The 16892-nt window shown below is 44.5% G+C and carries 19 protein-coding genes; 10 read left to right on the forward strand and 9 right to left on the reverse strand.

Annotated features, from left to right (window positions below; genetic code table 11):
- Window positions 1-45 precede the first annotated feature (45 nt).
- The 5 genes from dusA to H8792_RS00855 all read left to right on the forward strand — a co-directional run bounded on the left by dusA (window position 46) and on the right by H8792_RS00855 (window position 3798).
- The gene (gene dusA, locus H8792_RS00835) at window positions 46-1080 is read left to right on the forward strand and encodes a tRNA dihydrouridine(20/20a) synthase DusA (RefSeq protein ID WP_194947238.1); all 1035 of its coding nucleotides are present in this window, start codon (window positions 46-48) and stop codon (window positions 1078-1080) included.
- Window positions 1077-2645, forward strand: coding sequence for an exodeoxyribonuclease VII large subunit (gene xseA, locus H8792_RS00840; protein WP_194947239.1), 1569 nt, complete (start codon window positions 1077-1079; stop codon window positions 2643-2645). Before dusA ends, xseA begins: the two co-directional genes overlap by 4 nt.
- Window positions 2642-2860 (forward strand): exodeoxyribonuclease VII small subunit, encoded by a 219-nt coding sequence (xseB, locus tag H8792_RS00845; RefSeq protein WP_194947240.1) that lies wholly within the window; start codon window positions 2642-2644, stop codon window positions 2858-2860. Before xseA ends, xseB begins: the two co-directional genes overlap by 4 nt.
- 3 nt (window positions 2861-2863) lie before the next feature.
- Window positions 2864-3235 carry an arsenate reductase (glutaredoxin) gene (gene arsC, locus H8792_RS00850; protein WP_194947241.1) on the forward strand — a complete coding sequence of 124 codons (372 nt, stop codon included), beginning with the start codon at window positions 2864-2866 and terminating at the stop codon, window positions 3233-3235.
- Between the two features lie 284 nt (window positions 3236-3519).
- On the forward strand, window positions 3520-3798 hold the full coding sequence (locus H8792_RS00855) for a hypothetical protein (protein ID WP_194947242.1): 279 nt from the start codon (window positions 3520-3522) through the stop codon (window positions 3796-3798).
- Between the two features lie 68 nt (window positions 3799-3866).
- On the opposite strand, the gene H8792_RS00860 is transcribed toward H8792_RS00855, so the two are convergent.
- Window positions 3867-4310, reverse strand: a complete 444-nt coding sequence (locus tag H8792_RS00860) for a hypothetical protein (protein WP_194947243.1) — start codon at window positions 4308-4310, stop codon at window positions 3867-3869.
- A gap of 295 nt (window positions 4311-4605) precedes the next feature.
- Here H8792_RS00860 and H8792_RS00865 point away from each other — a divergent pair, with 295 nt between their 5' ends.
- The 4 genes from H8792_RS00865 (at window position 4606) to H8792_RS00880 (ending at window position 9491) form a co-directional block, all read left to right on the forward strand.
- Entirely contained in the window at window positions 4606-6096 is a 1491-nt protein-coding gene (locus H8792_RS00865; protein WP_194947244.1) for an RNA polymerase factor sigma-54, read from the forward strand.
- A gap of 121 nt (window positions 6097-6217) precedes the next feature.
- Window positions 6218-7147, forward strand: coding sequence for a cupin domain-containing protein (locus tag H8792_RS00870; protein WP_194947245.1), 930 nt, complete (start codon window positions 6218-6220; stop codon window positions 7145-7147).
- 57 nt (window positions 7148-7204) lie between these two features.
- Window positions 7205-7921, forward strand: coding sequence for a response regulator transcription factor (locus tag H8792_RS00875; RefSeq protein ID WP_194947246.1), 717 nt, complete (start codon window positions 7205-7207; stop codon window positions 7919-7921).
- A gap of 142 nt (window positions 7922-8063) precedes the next feature.
- On the forward strand, window positions 8064-9491 hold the full coding sequence (locus H8792_RS00880) for an ATP-binding protein (RefSeq protein WP_228766862.1): 1428 nt from the start codon (window positions 8064-8066) through the stop codon (window positions 9489-9491).
- Window position 9492: 1 nt separating this feature from the next.
- Here the strand turns inward: H8792_RS00880 and H8792_RS00885 are convergent, their stop codons facing one another.
- A complete protein-coding gene (locus H8792_RS00885) occupies window positions 9493-10554 on the reverse strand; it encodes an SPOR domain-containing protein (RefSeq protein ID WP_194947248.1) in 1062 nt (353 codons plus the stop codon).
- 91 nt (window positions 10555-10645) lie between these two features.
- Between H8792_RS00885 and H8792_RS00890 the strand changes: the two genes are divergently transcribed.
- The gene (locus H8792_RS00890) at window positions 10646-10807 is read left to right on the forward strand and encodes a hypothetical protein (RefSeq protein WP_194947249.1); all 162 of its coding nucleotides are present in this window, start codon (window positions 10646-10648) and stop codon (window positions 10805-10807) included.
- A 50-nt stretch (window positions 10808-10857) separates the two neighbouring features.
- Here the strand turns inward: H8792_RS00890 and H8792_RS00895 are convergent, their stop codons facing one another.
- The 7 genes from H8792_RS00895 to rplI all read right to left on the reverse strand — a co-directional run bounded on the left by H8792_RS00895 (window position 10858) and on the right by rplI (window position 16883).
- Window positions 10858-11256, reverse strand: a complete 399-nt coding sequence (locus H8792_RS00895) for a YchJ family protein (protein ID WP_194947250.1) — start codon at window positions 11254-11256, stop codon at window positions 10858-10860.
- On the reverse strand, window positions 11253-12638 hold the full coding sequence (locus tag H8792_RS00900; protein ID WP_194947251.1) for an MATE family efflux transporter: 1386 nt from the start codon (window positions 12636-12638) through the stop codon (window positions 11253-11255). Before H8792_RS00900 ends, H8792_RS00895 begins: the two co-directional genes overlap by 4 nt.
- Window positions 12639-12643: 5 nt before the next feature.
- Window positions 12644-13039, reverse strand: coding sequence for a hypothetical protein (locus tag H8792_RS00905; RefSeq protein WP_194947252.1), 396 nt, complete (start codon window positions 13037-13039; stop codon window positions 12644-12646).
- Between the two features lie 54 nt (window positions 13040-13093).
- The gene (locus tag H8792_RS00910; protein WP_228766863.1) at window positions 13094-13693 is read right to left on the reverse strand and encodes an NUDIX domain-containing protein; all 600 of its coding nucleotides are present in this window, start codon (window positions 13691-13693) and stop codon (window positions 13094-13096) included.
- Between the two features lie 28 nt (window positions 13694-13721).
- Window positions 13722-14804, reverse strand: coding sequence for an alanine racemase (gene alr, locus H8792_RS00915; RefSeq protein ID WP_194947254.1), 1083 nt, complete (start codon window positions 14802-14804; stop codon window positions 13722-13724).
- A 6-nt stretch (window positions 14805-14810) separates the two neighbouring features.
- Entirely contained in the window at window positions 14811-16259 is a 1449-nt protein-coding gene (gene dnaB / locus H8792_RS00920; RefSeq protein ID WP_194947255.1) for a replicative DNA helicase, read from the reverse strand.
- Between the two features lie 168 nt (window positions 16260-16427).
- Window positions 16428-16883, reverse strand: coding sequence for a 50S ribosomal protein L9 (gene rplI, locus H8792_RS00925; RefSeq protein ID WP_194947256.1), 456 nt, complete (start codon window positions 16881-16883; stop codon window positions 16428-16430).
- Window positions 16884-16892 lie beyond the last annotated feature (9 nt).

Here is a 16892-nt window from a genome sequence, read left to right on the forward strand (position 1 = left end):
AAAACGTTAAAATATCCGTTTTACCATTGGCTTTTTTAGATTTATATGCAGACTTCATTCAAAGAATCGAGTGCACAAAACTTCTCGGTTGCCCCCATGCTCGATTGGACTGATCGGCACTGCCGATATTTTCACCGTCAACTAAGTCGAAAAGCCTGGCTATATAGCGAAATGGTAACAACTGGCGCCATTATCTATGGAGACAATCTTCCGCGCTTTTTAGGCCATCATCCCGATGAGACTCCAATTGTTCTGCAGTTAGGAGGAAGTAACAGTTCCGAATTGGCAAAGTGTGCGGTAATCGGCGAAGAGTGGGGTTACAGCGAAATTAATCTCAACGTCGGCTGTCCGAGTGAGCGTGTGCAGAATAATATGATTGGTGCTTGCTTAATGGCCCATCCTGAATTGGTGGCTGAAGATGTTGCTGCGATGAAAGCAAAGATCAATATTCCGGTAACGGTCAAGTGTCGAATCGGAATTGATGAGCAGAATGAAGAAGAGTCGATTTATGCGTTTTTGCAGGCAGTGGATCAGGCACAGGTTGATGGTGTCATTATTCATGCCCGCAAGGCATGGTTACAAGGGCTGTCCCCCAAAGATAATCGTGACATTCCTCCTCTGAATTATGAATTGGTACATCGAATGAAGCAGGAATTTCCGCACATTCCGATTGCGATTAACGGCGGAATTCATAATTTGCAAGACGGTATGCTGCATTTACAGGAATATAAGGGTTTGGATCGGCTTGATGGTTTCATGATCGGTCGGGCGGCTTACGAACGACCATACCTTCTTTCCGAGGTCGATTCGGTAGTTTATGGTCAGGAGCCAAAAGTAGCGGGCAGGGAAGGCGTGCTTGAAAAGATGAAACCATACATAGAAGCTCATCTGCAATCAGGTGGGAAGCTTATTCAGGTGACGCGTCATATGCTCGGATTATTTCATGGCCTGCCAGGTGGCAGATTATGGCGCCGTTATCTGTCGGAAAACGCCTATAAACCCAATGCGGGACTTGAAGTATTGGAGCAGGCTTATCAAAAGGTTCGAGCTGAACAGGAAAGGATGGAACTTCGAGCGTGATTTTTCTACAAGTACCTTTTCCGGAAAAAGATCAAGCCAAGTCTTTGGGCGCTCGCTGGGATGCCGTAAGTAAGCTTTGGTACATTCCTGAGCACTTATTGGATCAGAAAGAGCAATTCTCGAAATGGTTGCCGCTAGCGGTGGATGAATCATCTGTGCTAGAAGAAGAGAATACCGAAGAAATCAAAGCGCAAAGCTTATCTTTGGTAATGAGGCAAGTTCAGCGGTCGTTACGTCAATATTTCAGTAAAGCGCTCTGGTTAACGGCAGAAATCGCTAACCTCAATAATAATCGCGGCCACTTGTATTTGGAACTTACCGAAAGTGATCAACAGGGCAGAGTTCTGGCAAGTTGCCGGGCAACAATCTGGAAGTCGCAAGCCGAGATGATTCTCAAACGCTTCTCTGACGCTACCGGAAGTCAGCTGGAAAAAGGTCTGAAAGTGCTGTGTCTGGCAGAAGTCAATTTCCATGAAATCTATGGGTTTTCACTAAATATTCAAGAAATCGATCCAAACTATACGCTCGGAGAGCTGCAACAACAGCAACAAAAAATTCGTCTGGCACTGAAAACCGCGGGAATATTTGAAAACAACAGAACTCAATTGTTGAAAGAGGATTTTCAGCGCATTGCTGTAATCGCCCCACCAGATGCAGCCGGCTTGGGAGATTTCAGAGCTGATGCCAACCTGCTGCAGAAACACCAACTCTGCGAATTCACCTATTTCTATAGCAGCTTTCAAGGCCAAAGTACCGAGCAGGACCTCCTGACAAGCATTGAGGCGGTCCACGCTATTCATGCTAAACATCCATTCGATGCACTGGTTATTATTCGCGGCGGGGGATCTAAGCTAGACTTGAATCAACTAAATATCGAATCGGTAGCCAGACAAATCTGCCTGGCAAAACTCCCTGTTTTGACCGGCATCGGGCATGAACGTGATCTTACGATACTTGATGAAGTGGCAAACCGACATTTTGATACGCCAAGTAAAGTGATTGGTTTTATCCGTCAAAGTATTTTTCAGCAAGCACAACAGGCGAAATATAACTGGCAACAAATCAGCACGCAAAGCCAATTACGCCTCAAGCATGCCTCGCAGAATATGGAAAGGCTCCAGCAACAAATATCGCAAAGCAGTCAATTACAATTAGCACAGTGGAAAAGTCGGCTAGAGCCGATGATCACGCGAGTTCAACATGAAACCAATACTGCTGTAAGGCTGAAAAATCAGGCGTTGGCTCAGTATTACACGTCGATTGCTGCGCAAACGAAGCCTAAGCTTGAATGGAAGTCAGAGCAATTAGATGAATTGATGAGCCGAATCCATCAACAAGGTTTGTGGCAACTCAAACATAAAAAAGAAACCATTCGTCAATGGATCGGTTTTGTTCTCAGTGCAGGGCCTCAAAGCCAGCTTGAAAGGGGCTTTGCGCTGGTTTACGATCAAAAACAACAACCTGTAATAAACAAACAACAAGCACTGAATGAACAGAGTCTGACGATTGAATTTGTGGACGGCAAGATTCAGGTCGATGTGCAAGCACAACAGGAGCTAATATGAGCCAATCGGAAAGTTTTAAGGATAATTATTTAACCCTGCAAACCATCGCGCAGAAGTTATCAAACAATAACGAAATCGACATCGATGAGTTGATTCCTATGGTGGATGAGGCTACAAAAGCCTATCAATTGTGCAAGCAAAGAATTGAAGCCGTAGAACAAGCGCTAAACAGTCGTCTGGATAACGAAACGGAAAACGCAATCGAAAGCGAATAAATCATGAAAAAAGCCATTATTTATCACAACCCACGATGTTCAAAAAGTCGAGAATCATACAATCTTTTAAAAGATCATTTTGATGAAACGAATATCGAAGAAGTCCGCTATCTGGATAAAGCTCCTTCAGAAGAAAAGTTGCAAGAGCTGTGCAACTTGCTTGAAATTCAACCTAGTCAGCTTGCCAGAACGAAGGAAAGTCTTTATAAGGAATTGGGGTTGGACAAGCGTAGCGATATTGATGAGCAGGAATGGCTGCAAATTCTTAATCAGAATCCAAGACTGATTGAAAGACCGATTGTTGTTATTGACGGTCGAGCAGTGCTTGGTAGACCGCCGGAAAACGTCAGTCGGTTAATTAAAGAATTTAATTAAATTAACAACGACCAAGAATTAATTATTTGCGCACGGCATTATTTGAACAAGAAAATAATGCCGTGCGCTATTTATCTTGGTCCCGAGTAAAAGGGATTAACGGATAAAATAAACCAAATTACATAATTTAACATAATATGCATTATGCGAATTAATGTACAAGGTTACTAGGCGTTAAATATATGGTCTTTTTGTGAAAAAAGCTGTTTAAAAACTCTTATGGTTTTAGGCTTGTTAAGGTAGTCTATGTCGACTGAATGATAATTTACTCGGAGGATGAAAACATGTCTGAAAATATTAAAACCGGAATCTATGAAGTGACTGTTGGTGAATATGTTGGAGCTGCTATTCTGTTAATGGATGTTTCAGATCCTGAAGAAAGTGAATTTGTGTATTTGACGATTTTTAACCCCGATACCGGTGAAGATCACGAAATCACCAATGATGAGTGGAAAGAAATGGTTCAAGAAGATGGTTTGCAGTGGATTGAGGATATCCCGGATGAAATAAAGGATCAGTACTTGTTTAAACAAAGTCACGCTAATATTGCTGATTTAACTTAACTATTGCTGATTTGATTTTTGAAGGGATAAAAAAATTAAAACGGGTTCTTTTATCCCTTCATTTAGGCTTATTTTGAGGTTTCGATCAATAATTCGATAAATGGAATGATTGAGACCAAGCCCAGTAAAACCGGAACCCATGCCTTCTCTTCTTTTCTTTTTATTCCGATAAAACCGGCGACGATTGCCACAGGAACCGCCACCCATGAGACCGGAGGGAAAACCAAGGCGAATAAAACGGCTATAACCCCTGCCACCATGCCGATTGTAGCGGCATTCCCTGGCTTATAGCTACGGGTGTTTCGCATGTCATCCGGTTGAGAGCTGGATGATTGAATACGTGCCATTACCGTACTGATTTCTGCATCACTCAATTCAGGTTTTACGATTTCCAAATCGCTCATACCTAAAGTGATTTTTTTCTGCTTATATAAGGCTCGCACCAAATCATTCCATGTAGCGTCATCTGCCAGACCGTCTACAATTTCATGAGCTGCTTCTTTAATCGACATGATTTCCTCTCTTCTTGTCTATTATCTTTACGTCCTGTTGAGATCAAAAAACCGGCTACTTTGCTTTTGCAAGCATTTTTTGCACCATAGAGTGATTTAACATGTTGTAACGTTAGGTTACAATAAAGTTTTAAGTCAACAACAAGTAGGCTTTTCAGTGGTATCGAGATCGGCTTGAAAGCTGGCGATGAAATGATATACCCACAGGCCTGCCCGTTCGGCTTAGATTATTATAGCGATATTCCTTTTTTTTACTATTTCAAAATCTTATTTCCAGTTAGTGGAGCTTTATTAAATGGCCTTAATGCCTGGTTTACAAATTAATATTGGACAGCAGCTGAAGTTGACACCTCAACTGCAACAGTCCATAAAAATATTGCAGTATTCCGCACTCGAAGTTCAGCAGACCATTGAATCAACGCTTGAAACCAATTTCATGCTTGAAGTCTATGATGAAAATGAAGAGCTAGCCAGTGAAGAACGTAACGACATTGAAGCTGACAGCGCTGTTGATTCCGATGCAGAGCCTGCTCCACTCGATATCGAGCAAGCAAATAAGATCAGTGATGAACTTGAACTCGATTGCCAATGGGATGAAGTGTTTGCCGACCATACGGCCAGTTCGTCGCAAAGCAGTGTTGCTGATTATGTCAGTGCTGAAACCTATACGGCATCCGAAAAATCTTTGCATGACCACTTGTACTGGCAATCGGATATCTATCCATGGAATGAACGCCAGCAAATCATTGCTCCTTACTTGATCGATGATATTAACGATGAAGGTTATTTAAGTTCATCGTTACCGCAATTACTCGAAGCGATTCAGGAAAATGAACTTGATCTGCATGTGACTTCTGAAGAGTTAAGCGAAGTGCTTGGTGTAGTTCAGCAATTTGAGCCAACCGGTGTTGGAGCAAGGGATTTACAGGAATCTTTGTTGTTGCAATTGGGTGTAGTAAAAAGCACCCCTTTCGTAGTCACTGCCCGTCAATTGATTAAAGAGCATTTTGATTGGTTGACCTATCAGGATCATAAACGTATTAAAAAAATGTACGCCTTGAACGATGAGGAATTGCATCAGATTCTAAAATTGATTCAATCCCTGAATCCTCGTCCGGGACGCACTTTTTCCGCTACACAAACTGAAGTGGTGGTTCCGGACCTTCGATTACGTCGTAATCGTCAGGACGGCTGGATTGTCGAGCTGAATGCGGACGCTTTTCCTAGATTAACGGTAAATTCCGCCTACGTCGACTTGGCAAGCCAGGTTCAGGATTCAAACGAATCTAAAAAGATCAAAGAGCAGTTAACTGAAGCAAAGGGTTTGATCAAGAGTATTCACAGCCGTGGTGAAACTCTGCTCAAGGTCGGTAAATTCATCGTTGAAAAGCAACAGCGCTTTTTTGAAGAAGGTGAACAAGCCATGCAACCGTTGGTATTACGTGAAGTCGCCGAACATTTGGATCTTCATGAATCGACTATTTCGCGTGCCACAAATCAGAAATACATTCAAACCCCGCGCGGTACTTTTGAATTGAAATATTTCTTCTCCAGTGGCGTCAGTCAATACGGCAGTGCCGATCAATCGGCCATTGCGATTAAGGCGCACATCAAAGCCCTGATCGATGAAGAAGATCCGAAGAAGCCTTTGAGTGACAGCAAATTAATGCAACTTTTGGAAGAGAAAGGAATCTCTGTGGCCCGCAGGACAATTGCCAAATACCGTGAGGCGTTGAATTTGCCATCTTCCAGTGAACGTAAAAAGTTGAATAAATTCAAATTTTAACTAGAGAATTCGCAGTTAATCACTGCTTCGGCGGTGATTTTTGTCGGTAGTAATTTATAGAGACTGATTTTATAATGCGAGTTCTTATAAAAATAAAAATTTACCAGCAGGGTTACCAGATATGAATCGAGTGAAAGTAGAACAAATTCAGGAAGCTGCCCAGCAGCAGTGGGAAAGACACGCTCAAGTTAAAGAATATATGTCGGCAGTCAATCCTCCGATGCCGAAAATTGATGTTGTTCCTTACCCTAGTGCTCTGCATGAATCCGGCGATACTCGCATTATCCCTTTCGATCAATCCAGTCAGTTGCAGACCGCTTACCCGGCAACTACGCCAAATTTGATGGCGAACTACCTGCGTATTTGCAGTGGCGATACTTTGAAAACCGACGCTAATGCAACGTCACAGTTTTTCTATGTTATTCGCGGTAAAGGCCGCACTCAGATGAAACACGGTACGGTAAATTGGAAGGAAGGAGATCTATTCACCCTTCCGGCTGTTCCTGATGCGCTGCATAGTGCGGATGAAGATACCGCGATTTACTGGGTGACCGACTCGCCATTACTTGAATATTTGGGTGTGACTCCGCAAAAAGAGCGTTTTGAACCGGTTCTTTATACACGTGAACGTTTGACGAAAGAACTCGAAGACGTGCGCAAAATTGCGGCGGGACGTAACCGCACAGGCTTCTTGTTGTCGAACCCGAACTTCCCTATCACCATGACTCTGACTCATACTCTATGGGCTTTGTACAACGTATTACCTGCCGGTGTTACGCAAAAACCGCATCGTCACAATTCGATTGCTTTGGATTTTGTCGTGTCTGCCGGTCCTGAAACCTATACACTGATCGGTAAAGAACTGAACGAAGACGGCTCTATCAAAGATCCGATTAAAGCCATGTGGACGCCTGGCTCAGCCTTTATCACTCCTCCTGGACTATGGCACTCTCACCACAACGATTCAGGTGAAGACGCTATCGTTCTGCCGGTTCAGGACGCCGGTCTGATTATGAATATGCAGGTTTTGGATTTCCAACACGTTGGCTAATTGTCACAGGGGTCTTTAGGGACCCCTTTTCAGTTTTAAACTCTTCTTGAGGTACGCATGCAAAACACCGATTATCGAATTGCCGTTATTGAAGACGATCCTATTCAGTTAGAAAGTTTGGTCACTGCTTTACAGCAACAAGGATTTAGCGTTGAATCTTTTACCAATCGTCAAGACGCGCAAGATTATTTTGCCAAAACACTGCCGGATCTGGTTATTTCCGACATAATTCTAGGATCAGAAATCGATGGTGGTTTCGATCTGGCTAAACACCTGTTGAGCTACAATCAGCCTATTCCGATCATTTTCCTGTCGGAGCGCCAATCCGAATTCGATATTTATACCGGTCATGCTTTAGGCGCGATCGATTATCTGCCGAAACCGATCAGTTTGAATGTATTGATCGTCAAGGTTAAGAATCTGCTGCGCATCACCTCTACCCCGAAAAATTCCGAGCATGAAGAACACTCTTTGATCGAAGGTTTGGAATTGGCCCCGGAGCAATTCAAGGCCTATTGGCATGAAAAACCGTTGGATCTGACGGCGACTGAATTTGAGATGCTCAAACAATTCGCTACGGCTGACAAAGGATCCGTCATCTCCTACGATGCTCTGCAGTCCGCGACCCAAGGTGTAGTAGAACGTAATACCATTAACACCCATATCTGTCGTATTCGTAATGCCTTCAAAAAAATCACGCCTAATTTCAATCATATTCATAACGAATACGGGCGTGGTTACAGCTGGCAGGATAAGAGTGACGAGCTAGGTTAAGATAAGTTGAAAGCTTGTGGTAGGGTTTAAAGCGTCATCAAAATTCAGATTATCGATTCGTACGCGAGTACTGATTTTTCTTCTATTGCTGACAACCCTACCGTTTCTTGCCTATCGTTTTGCAGTCGATTTACATCGGATCATGTTGAACAATCAAGCCATTGTTCAACAACAGACCGTAGAGAATCTGGCACTTATTCTGGAAAATCGTACCGACCTCTGGGCATTGCAAATCCAGTCTGGACATCCAACACGCCTTGCTCACCTGAATCTTTCCAATTCGGTTTTATGGGTTGTCAACGAATACGGAAAAACCACTTATGTCGTCGGCCAGCTGCCTCGAGAGCAGTTCAATATCCATAACGATTTTTATACCGCTGCCGGTAAGCTGATCATTAAAACTTTTGCGACTTTCATCCCCTATTCGCTTCCCTATCCGTATCCGCAAAGTCGGACTCCGGAAAAAACCTTGATCGAAAACGCCTTGCGCGGTCGTACACTTCAACAGTATCGGATGAACTCGGACAGTCAACCGATTTCTCTCATGTCGGCAACCCCGTTAATGCTGCAAAACCGTATTATCGGCGCTTTGGTCCTGGAACAGAAAATGGAGACTCTGTTCAGTGAAAGTCTGGATTATTTTTATCGTTTGATCGGTATCGGAGCCTTGATTTTCGTTATCGTAATCGTTGGTGTTATGCTGCATACCGCCGCGCTTTCCAACCGAATCATACGTCTGGATAACGATGTTAAGAAAACCTATAGTCTGCAAGGCCACCTAACCAATCTGGTTTTTCCGGAACAGAGAAACCGTTTTTATTTTGATGAGCTATCCGACTTACGTCAGCATATAGATGAAATGCTAAAACAATTAAGTGGTTACGAGCGTTATTTAAAACAGCTTCCAAAGACATTGCGGCATGAACTGCATAACCCGTTGAACCGTTTATCCATGGCATTGACTCTTTTAGAAAAGGATACCGAACACAGCCAGCTTGAATACGCCAAGCATGCACTGGCGCAACTCAAGCAGATCATTGCCTCGCTTTCAGAAGCTACCAGTATTGAAGACAGTTTGCACAGTCAGATACCGGAAGCCTTTCCGATCGCCGTCATGCTGGATCACTATATGCACAACAATATCACTTTGCACCCGGAATGGTCCCTGACCTATCAATGCAGGATCAATAAGCATGCCCAGGTTATGGGAGATGGATTTATGTTGGAGCAGATGATGGACAAACTGCTAAGTAATGCGATCGACTTCAGCGACGGTCAGAGGCCTGTGCATGTCGATTGCCAGCCGCTTGGAGCGGATAAGGTGATTATTCGGGTTGAGAACTCAGGGCCTGCGCTTCCTGCCGGTTACGAACAGCAGATTTTTGATGGCATGACATCCATCCGCACCTTGAATCAAGGGCAAACGCACTTGGGCTTAGGACTGTATATCGTCAAGCTGATTGTCGACTTCCACAAGGGTAAGGTTTATGCGGAAAATATGAGCAAAACGAAAGATGCTTTCGACGGTGTCCGTTTCAATATCGAACTGCCGCTATATCAAGGAAGTTAATTTAACCCGGTAAACGCCTGCTCAAGTCTTCAAACTGGCGAATCCACGGGGAAATGCCGAAATTCGTTTTCATTTTCTTAGCCGCATCCGATGCCAAAGCTTTCTCTTCAAATGCCTGGCGGCTGACCAGAATATAGCGAACTCCGCCCTGCTTGGTCGTTTGCGGCAAAATTTCCACTTGCTTGATTTTTTTATTATCGACAATGCGTTGTAAATCGGATTTTTTTGTCGAGCTTGCCAACTGCAAAATGTAATCCTTGCCGTTTTGATTCAGCAACCAGGTTTGTGCAGGACTCTGTGCCACTTTTGGTGTTTGTGGCGACTTCGGTGTACTTGGAACCGTAGGTTCCTTAATGGATAAATCAGCGGTTTTAGCCGTTTTGGAAGTCGTTTCAATGGCTGGGGCTTTATCAGCCTTGAGCCCTAGTTTGGTCTGCTGAGCCAACTGTTGACTCATAAGCTGCCATTTCTGATTCACCAAGTTTTCTAAGGCGGAAAGCGTTTTATGCTGATCAGACTCTGAAGTTTGTTTTTTTTGATCAGCGATTTGCGATTTCAGGTCGGCAATTTGGTTTTCCAGGGCGCTGAGTTGCACTTTGAGAGAATCGACATCAACCACATTCTCATCCTGTTTTTCAAAGCCTGCAATTTTCTCTTCCAGCCCTTGAATCAGTTCGGATTGTGTTTGTGCCTGTTGCTGCATCTCGTTCAACTGAGCCTGAAGATCCTGATGGCTAAAAAACAGTGAAGCAGCCAAGGTAAAAACGACCGTTCCACTTAAGATCGCGATACCGTAAGCAACGTTTTTACGGCGAATCTGTAAGCTATGTGATTCACTTGCCGGGTGAACAGTGTTTTCTCCAAGATCGAAATCCTTGTCCGGCATGACTTTTTTCTGATCAGGAATCACCGTGTCGGCAGCTTTGAGCCAATCTCTTAGATTGGGTTCCTGCCTTTTGGATGGCGATTCAGTGGCAGATTGAGAAAATTGTTGCGTTTTATTTTCAATCTCTTTAAGAATTTTTTCGCGTTCTTTTTCTAAATCGGAAATGGTAAATGACATAATGCGCGGGACTTAACCTGAAGTTCAATTGAAAATTATTGTAGAATGCTTTGCGATAAAAAGATACCGAGAACAGACGATTGGAGAAAGAATGCCGGATTTAAGCAGTATAGGTTCCGCTCTTTTAATTACATTTGCTCTTTTGGCAGCAGCACTTGTCGTGGTCGGTCTTTCCATGTGGTGGCTGTACCGCGTTTTTAAAGATAAAGAACCACGAAGCGGTTCTCGTCACGACGATGATAAAAAGTCTTAAAAGCCGCGTTTTAAAAGCGTTAAATGCTTTTAAAAAGGCTCAAAAAATTGCTAGGACGCTTTGATTTCGCCTTCCACATAACGCCATAATCCATTGTTATTTTTTCGAAAATAGCTTTTCTCGTGCAGATAGCCTTCGATATTTTGTCCACTGATTCGGTAGTGCGCCACGAAAGTCACCCAACCTTCACCGTCTTTCTTGCGTCCTTTCTTTCTGCCGTTAATTTGCAATCCGGTCCATTCTAATGACAAGTCAAAGTCGATAAATTCAGGACGTGTCTCCTCGTCCCAGCTCTGCATCAGGTAATCAGCATTGCGAAGTTTAAAAGCGCAGTAACGCGAGCGCATTAGAGCCTCGGAGGTTTCAGCTGTTTTTAGTCCTTCAATCAGAGGCTGACAGCAATCGCTGAACGCCTTGCTGGAACCGCACAAACATGCCTGAAAACTCATTGTACAATCGCCTCACTTAACACTTGTCGGTAGCGCCAGTGTAATCGCCAACCCAAAAGAATCGCTGCGAGACTCAAGCCGATAACAATACCCAACCAAAAACCGGCAACCCCCATAGGTTGGCTGAAGATTCCTTGAAACGCCAAGACATAGCCCAAACCTAAGCCGATCATCCAATAGCTAATAAAATTTACAACCATGGTCACTTTCGTGTCATGGAAACCTCTTAGAGCCCCGGCTGAAGCCACTTGGATTGCATCGGACAACTGATACATGGCCGCCAAAATAAAAAGACTGCTTGCCATCGCAGCGACTGAATAATCGGAAGTGTAAACAGTGATGATTTCATCTCTAAAGAGGATACTGGTCATAGACAAAAAAGAACCGATTAAAAGAGCGAAGCCGAAACCGACTTTTAGCGTCAAAAGCAGCTGCTCGATATTCATCCTGCCGTATTCCTTGCCGATGCGGACTGTTAATGCCATACCAAGACTTAAAGGCAACATAAAAGCTACCGAGGTAAAACTGATGGCAATCTGATGAGCTGCGATCGCATCGGTCCCCAGTACTGCAATAAACAGGACGATGAAAGTAAACAGGCTGATTTCAAAGAGCAGTGCCAGAGCATTTGGAATGCCCAAATGGAGTATTTCACTAATGCCCGCATTCCATGCTGGCAGCTTCCAATTCAGCCGGCGAATATGGAATGCAGTGATTTTGGATCGGTAGGCATATAAAATACCAAAAAACAGCATTAACCACATCACGATGGCACTGGCGATTCCACAGCCGGCAGCACCATAAGCGGGAATCGAATCCTGCCAGCCATAAATAAACAATGCATTTAGTGGAATGTTGACCAGTAAAGCGATAAAACTAAGCCACATGGTCGGCAAAGTCGTTCCCATCCCCTCCCAAAAGAAACGAAATACTTGATAGAGCGCCATTGCGGGCATGCCGAAGGCGATATAAATCAGATAGTCATGCGTGAGCAGAAAGACCTTGTCGCTAAGCTGTAAATATTGCAGCAGAAGATCGCTTTGCAATAAAAGAATTAGAGCAAAAATGCCTAACGGAATTGAAATCCAGATGCCCTGTACGACAAATTGACGCATTCGCTCGTCTTGATCGGCACCGTGGGCTTTTGCAACCAGAGGTGTAATGGCGAGAAGAACGCCGGTATTAAAAATAAAGACCGGCAGCATAATGCTGGACCCCAAGCCGATGGCGGCAAGATCGTCAACGCCGACTCTTCCCGACATCAGGGTATCGATCAGCCCTAAACCGGTCATAGCCAGTTGTGCCAGAAAAATCGGTACAGCGAGATTGAGGAGAAGTTTTGCTTCGGTTAAGAACGCGTTCGTCGGATTACTCTTGTCCATTTAAGCTAATCGGGCTTTTTTGAGGAAGAGTTTGATGCTGGTTGATCGTTTTGTACTGTTTGCTTATCGGAAGTATCATCCTCCTGTTCCCAGTATGCCTGTCCGTGTTCATCTTCAAGCCGCTGTATTGATTCCTCGTCACCATCGTAATGTGTTTCGATTGTCTGCAAGAATTGCGGGAAAGCGAGTACCAAAATCAATTTTAGAGTCCAGAAAACACTGGCATAAATCACTACTGCCAAAGCCAGGACTAACGGTAATCCTAGTAATAAATCGATGAGTAAGGCCTGGCCTTCGAAAAGTCTGGAAATCAAAGACTTTTCAACAAAAGTAAAATACAGCCACACCACAACAGCCACAAGGCTGATCGACTGGAACCAGAAATTCAGTTTTGGGTGCACACGGCTATTTCGAAATAAACACAACATAAGATATAAAACTATTGTTCAAGGCGATTAATGCGCCAGTTTTTGAAAGAACAGCCATTGCAGTGCGATAAAAGTCGTGGCGACATTAAATTGCCCTCCCAGCATCATCTGTTTCGCTTGCGCAAAACTCAAACGCACGATTTTGATATCTTCATGGTCTTCTTCCAAACCGGAGAATTCAGGAAGGTGGCTGACGTTAATTTCTACCGCAAAAAGGTGCAAAATTTCATCGGAACCGCCCGGGCTAGGGTAAAACTTGCTGATGTATTCCAAATCGTCGACATGCAAGCCGGCTTCTTCGCGTACCTCTCTGATACCGGCTTCTAAAGGTGTTTCGCCCAGATCGATCATGCCGGCAACCGGCTCCAGAAGCCAGGCTTTTTCTATCTTATTCTGGCGAAGCGCTCTTTCGACCGCACCGGCACGGCACTGCTCAATTAAGGCAATCTCTTCGGCTTGTGAGTCATATAACAGAACCACCGAAGCCTGGCCTCGTCCGAACACCTCGCGCTCGATTTCCGGAGTCATGCCGCCGCGGTATAGGCTATGGCGGAATTTAAGACGGCGAATCTGGAAAAAGCCTTGAAAAGCCGCTGCCGATTCGTTTAATTCGATTCGCTTATCCATCATCTTTCCTCGGTTGGTTTATTTAAAGCTATCGCTCAATTTTGGTTACGCGTTTAGTGATGCCGCATAGCAGTTCGTAACCGATCGTCCCCGAGTATTCGGCAACTTCATCCACACTCAGCTGTTCATCACCCCACAGCACCGCCGTATCGCCGATATTAAACTCGCCTTCTATATCGGTTAAATCGACGGTAATCATATCCATCGACACTCTGCCGACCAAAGGCACTCTTCGGTTGTTAATCAGAACCGGCGTGCCGTTGCGGGCATGCCGAGGATAACCGTCGCCGTAACCGATTGCAACGACTCCGATCAAACTTTTGCGCGATGCGGTCCAGCAGTTGCCGTAGCCAACGGGTTCTCCGGCTTTGACCCAACGCAGAGCTTGCAGTTTCGATTCCAAACGCATAACCGGTTTCAACTGCAGATTGTCTTGAGGATCTGCTCCGGCACCATACAGCATAATCCCAGGGCGAACCCAATCAAAATGTGATTGAGGATAATAAATAATCCCTGCCGAGTTGGCAATGCTCTTGGGATAACTAAGTGGATCGGTTAAATCGTAAAAAGTTTCCAATTGCTTATGAGTAAACTCCTGTGCTTCTAGAGTATCTTCATCGGCACAGGAAAAATGACTGATGGTAAACAATCTATAGCGGTCACTGACCGCCTCCAACTGTTCCAATACCTGCGGAAACTCTTCTTTCGAGAAGCCCAGGCGATGCATACCGCTGTCGATCTTGATCCACACATTTAATTTGCAGTCACAATGAAAATCCAGCAACCATTCGAGCTGATAAAGAGAATGCACCACAATATCAAGACGGTTTTGTGCGACCAGCGGAAGTTCCGCTTCGGAGAACAGCCCTTCCAAAAGAAGAATGCGGTGTAAAAAACCCTGCTGGCGCAGTACCATCGCTTCATCCAAAGAAGCAACACCGAAGCCGTCTGCCTGAGACAGGTGTCTGACAACGCGATTGATGCCGTGACCGTAGCCATTGGCTTTGACTACAGCAAGAATTTTGGCTTCCGGAGCTTTGGATTTTATAACGCGTAAATTATGCTGGAGCGCATTCAGATCGATATAGGCACAAGCGGGACGGTATCTCATAGACTTTTAGTAACTTCCATCGTGAACATCAAAGGCGGCATGGTTTTCGAAACGGGTGTATTCTCCCATGAACGTCAGGCGAACCGTACCCAGAGAACCATTACGGTGCTTACCGATAATGATCTCCGCAGTTCCCTTGTCGTCGGTATCTTTGTTATAGACTTCATCGCGATAGATAAAGATAATCAAATCCGCATCTTGCTCGATCGCTCCGGATTCACGAAGATCTGACATAACAGGACGTTTATTCGGGCGTTGTTCCAAACTTCGGTTCAACTGCGACAGCGCAATTACCGGGATATTCAATTCTTTAGCGAGCGCCTTCAGACCACGGGAGATTTCCGAAATTTCATTCACACGGTTTTCCGCATTCACCGAGCCGCGCATCAACTGCAGATAATCGACGACGATCAGGCCCAGCCCGGTCACTTTGGATTCCGGATTTTCAACACCGGCTTCCATCGCTTCCTTGCGCTGCAAATCACGAATGTCTTTATCGATACGGCGCGCTCGTGCTCTTAATTCGGTAATCATCAGTGCCGGCGTATCGTCGATATAAACTTTGGCTTTGGAAAGAATGTTAATAGCCGCATTCAATTTCGGCCAATCTTCCTGCTGCAATTTTCCTGTTCGCATGCGTCCGGCATCAATCTTCCCTATCGAACTGATCATACGCATCGCCAGTGATTCCCCTGGCATCTCCATACTGAATACCGCAACCGGTGTACTGTTCTTGGTTGCAATATTTTCCGCCATATTCATCGAGAAGGTAGTTTTCCCCATCGATGGTCGTCCGGCGACGATAATCAGATCGCCTTTCTGTAAACCGGCGGTAATTTCATCGAACTCGGTCAAGTGTGTTTCTTCACCGGTAATACTGCCTTCGGTATTGAAGAGCTCGTCGATTTTATTGATCGCCGCTTCCAGCAGAATATCCATCGTCTTGTATTGACGCTCTTTTCCTTCCCCGTGCTCGGCGATCTGCATGATTTTCGACTCGGCAATATCTAGGATTTCGCGAACTTCCTTGCCTTGGGGAAAGTAAGCTGTTTCGGATACTTCGTTACTGGCCTGAATCAGGCTACGCAAGATCGATTTGTCACGTACTAAACTGGCATAGTAAAGAATATTGGCAGCACTCGGAGTGTTTTTTGCCAGTTCGGTAAGATAATCTTTATCGCCAGCGGTTTCCAGGTTGCCGGTTGAAGCCAGGCGGGCGGCGACTGCAACCAGATCGTAAGGTTTATTCTGGCGACTCAACTCAATAATCGATTCGAAAATCACCTGATGCTGTTTGGTATAAAAATCTTTGGCGTTAATCAGAGTAACGACATCATCGATCACATCACCGGAAAGCATTAATCCCCCAAGAACGGATTGTTCCGCTTCCAATGAATGCGGCGGCAATTTAAAGACGGTTTCCGAGGTTTTTAGATGATCGTTTGAGGATGCCATTCGAATATATAAAGTCTTAAAGATAGCGTTGGAAAAGGACTTATTATACTCGTTGAATGCACGGAGAAAATAGAATCTGAGAAAAGCTCAGTTTTTGAATGATTTTTAAAGGAAGTAAATAAAAACGGGGCTATGAAAGCCCCGTTTTAATCAAAATCTAAAGAAATCTTATTCTTCAGAAGTTGATTTAACTTCAACAGTGATTGAAGCAACAACGTCAGTGTGCAACTGAACGTCGATTTCATAAGTACCTACGTGACGTAGAGCACCTTCTGGCATACGAACTGCACGACGCTCAACATCGAAACCAGCCGCTTTCAAAGCGTCAGAGATGTCTTGAGTACCGACAGAACCGAATAGTTTACCTTCGTCACCGGCAGTTGACTCGATTGCGATAACTTGACCGTTCAGGTTCTCGAAGATACCTTGAGCAACAGCAAGTTCAGCCGCCGCCGCTTTTTCAAGTTCTGCACGACGTGCTTCAAATTCAGCGATGTTTTCTTTCGTCGCCGCTTTAGCTTTACCTTGAGGAATCAAAAAGTTACGAGCATAACCCGCTTTAACAGAAACTTGATCACCCAAAGAGCCTAGATTTTGTACTTTTTCAAGCAGAATAACATTCATGGCTTAAAC

Origin of the sequence: Thiomicrorhabdus heinhorstiae, from assembly GCF_013391765.2 — a bacterium.
GTDB classification, from domain to species: Bacteria; Pseudomonadota; Gammaproteobacteria; order Thiomicrospirales; family Thiomicrospiraceae; genus Thiomicrorhabdus; species Thiomicrorhabdus heinhorstiae.